Here is a 2,808-nt window from a genome sequence, read left to right on the forward strand (position 1 = left end):
TTAGAACCGCCTTCGTAAACGCTTCCAGCCTGGTCACGGCATCCCGCAATCGCGCGTTCCAATTGTGGATGTAGTACTTCGCCGAACCAGGGAGCGGCTCTCCTTTTAACGTCTGGATCACAGCGTAATCCACGCCACATTGTGTGAGCCTGATCTTCCCCCAATTCCGTGGACACCTGGTTAAGCGACTTTCACCCTCGCTTCATACTCGGCCGGGGAGTGATAGCCGAGCGTCGAGTGCCGTCGCTGCCGATTATAGAACACCTCGATGTAGTGGAAGATGTCCTGTCTCGCTTCGTCTCGCGTGGCGTAGTGCTGATGATAGACCAGCTCACGCTTGAGTGTGCCAAAGAAACTTTCCACGCAGGCGTTATCCCAGCAGTTACCTTTGCGACTCATGCTGGGAGTGAGGCCGTACTCAGCCAGTCGGTGCTGGTAGTTTGTGGCGGCATATTGGGCGGATTCAAGTGGTCGTTGCAACATCTTGATGAAGGAGGTTGCGATGAACATTCGAAAGCGCCGTTCGGATCGGTCTGGGCGGCCCCCCTTGCCGTCACCCGATCGACCGTCGGTAGCAGGCCGAGATAAGCGACGACGGTTCTGGGCGGCGATCGCGGCAGGCATGGAGAGTGAGGAGGCCGCAGGCGAGGCCGGTGTGTCGCGGCGAAGCAACAAGTCACGGTGCGTCTCGATGTCGATGTGCTCGACTGGCTCAAACTGCATGGGAAGGGCTATCAGACGCGACTGAACCGCATCCTGCGCGCAGCCATGGAGCACCAGGCTCCGCGCCAGCCACACATGCCGAAGAGTCGCACACGATCGCGTCGGCGCCCACATGCGGCGTAATGTAAGGAGAATCTCGCCGTCTTCCGCGCGAGGCCGAAAGTGCCTGAGGCGCGGCTAAGGAGCGACGACATGAAAAGGAGAGTCATTAAAGGAATTGAGGTCTCTCGCGGGTCTGGTAATGTCTTCGCAGACTTGGAGCTGCCAGATGCAGATACGCTCCAGATCAAGACCGGGCTGGTAATCGAGATCCGGAAAGCAATTCGCCAACTAGGGCTCACCCATCAAGCCGCAGCCACACGCTTGAGACTCACACAACCGAAGGTCTCCAGCATGCTGCGTGGGGACTTCTCCAATGTGTCTGAACGCAAACTGATGGAGTGTCTGAATCGGCTCGGCTATGATATTGAAATCAAAGTTCGGCCAGCCTCTGCTCGCATCGGGCATCTGATACTGGCGCGATCGTAAGCACGGAGCGTTCTCTTGCGAAGGCGCTCCCTCTCCTAAGAGATGAACCGGACGTTCCCTGTCATTTCTCAGAACGCGCCCCTCCCCTCGTCTCTTAACGGATACTGACAACTCAGCGCATCACAACCCCAGGGGTCAGGGCGTCTTGCTAATAGTATCCAGGCTGGCTCCGGCTATAAGGATCACGTTGTGCAGCCGGCGGAGGTTCGTCGTAACGATGCTGTTGGCCCGGCTGCGGCGATCCCATATGAACGTTGTCATAGCCAGGGGCGGGTCGTTGCCGACCCGAAACAGAATCATCGGCACAGCCAGCGATCATGGCACCCGCCAGAAGGGTAAAGGGCAGCGCGCATAGAATACGAATCATACGAAACCTCCTTCGTCAGTCGGAATGATTTCGATGCAGTTCTCATCCAACCAGTCTGCTGTACGTACAGGAGACCGCTACCTGACACCCTTTCTTCAACCTGTGACGAGTCACGTGATCATGTGAACTCAGCCAACTGGGGAAGTACATTGGTGTGCCCCTATTAGTTGCCACGCATCGTCTTCTCAATTGTGCCATGCATGCCATCCACTGCGCAAAGGTCGATGTGCGAACTGATTGTCGGAAAGGATCAAAGGGACGCGAATTGGCCATTCACCACTTCTCACAAGGACGTCGCCGTACGCATACAGAACCGCCCTCTTTCTCACGTGGCACGGAGTTACAGGACCACACGACACTCTCCGTTCCTCGCCCCAGCAATGCTGTCACTCACTCTGCTCTTCGATCACGCTCGATAAGCCGAGCCGACTATGGACGGACTCAGACACCAAACTCGCACACCAACCTCCTCTCAACATCATGTTGTGCCCCTCACCTACATCGGGGCGCAACAGAATCTCCCAGTTTGTGGCAACGCGCGGCTGCAAGCGTGACATCGTTTGCGATGGCGCGGTTGCCACGGGCGTTGCCACATCCCTTACTGGGCGACGGCTGTTCTCTCGGCACGGTCGAGTCGCGTGGCGCGACACAACGGTGCCCGACTCCACCTGGCACGGCGTCTCCTGACGCGGTGCATCAGAGGCCTGACTGGCAAAGTCTCCGCCCAGAGAGGTCTACCCTGTAATTTCTACAGCGTGAATGGGAAAGCATGCAAAGCAGACCTCTTCGCTGAACATCCCGTGCCGTTGAAACTTGAAGAGAAAATGGCCCGTGTGGGATCAACAGTAGGTCATTGAGCAGTGTGGAATCAAGGAACCTTGAATCGAGCTAACTCGCACTGGTCCGTATCTCGAGAAGAACGTTTGCATTTATCTGTAAGTGCATGCGTCTTTATCCATGGCTATGAAGCGCGTTGGAGTGCGTGCTGTTTGAGAAAGCGATTGGTTCGTCCCGACCCCAATCGAACGGTTCAATGGCATGATGCTGCTGAAATTGTTCGATCGTCCTGGTCAACGCTTCTCTGATGCTGTGAAAGAAGGATCAGCGTCAAAGAATCCCGGCTCGGTCAAGAGAGGCTGTATACGGGGGTTGTGGCGAGTTGGAGCATCCAGAGCGGCTTGAAACTCAGC

The 2,808-nt window shown here is 56.4% G+C and carries 2 protein-coding genes and 2 pseudogenes; 2 read left to right on the forward strand and 2 right to left on the reverse strand.

What is annotated here, in order from left to right; genetic code table 11:
• Nucleotides 1-180 precede the first annotated feature (180 nt).
• Nucleotides 181-456, reverse strand: a pseudogene (locus tag ACMTNU_RS20365) (IS3 family transposase); the annotation flags it as partial.
• Between the two features lie 210 nt (nucleotides 457-666).
• Here ACMTNU_RS20365 and ACMTNU_RS20370 point away from each other — a divergent pair.
• Together ACMTNU_RS20370 and ACMTNU_RS20375 are read left to right on the forward strand one after the other, a co-directional pair.
• Nucleotides 667-846 (forward strand): annotated as a pseudogene (locus tag ACMTNU_RS20370) (BrnA antitoxin family protein); the annotation flags it as partial.
• Nucleotides 847-915: 69 nt separating this feature from the next.
• Entirely contained in the window at nucleotides 916-1,251 is a 336-nt protein-coding gene (locus ACMTNU_RS20375; RefSeq protein WP_413937125.1) for a helix-turn-helix domain-containing protein, read from the forward strand.
• Nucleotides 1,252-1,399: 148 nt separating this feature from the next.
• On the opposite strand, the gene ACMTNU_RS20380 is transcribed toward ACMTNU_RS20375, so the two are convergent.
• Nucleotides 1,400-1,618, reverse strand: coding sequence for a hypothetical protein (locus tag ACMTNU_RS20380; protein WP_413937126.1), 219 nt, complete (start codon nucleotides 1,616-1,618; stop codon nucleotides 1,400-1,402).
• Between the last annotated feature and the right edge of the window lie 1,190 nt (nucleotides 1,619-2,808).

Origin of the sequence: Nitrospira sp. BLG_1, assembly GCF_047338595.1 — a bacterium.
GTDB lineage: Bacteria > Nitrospirota > Nitrospiria > Nitrospirales > Nitrospiraceae > Nitrospira_D.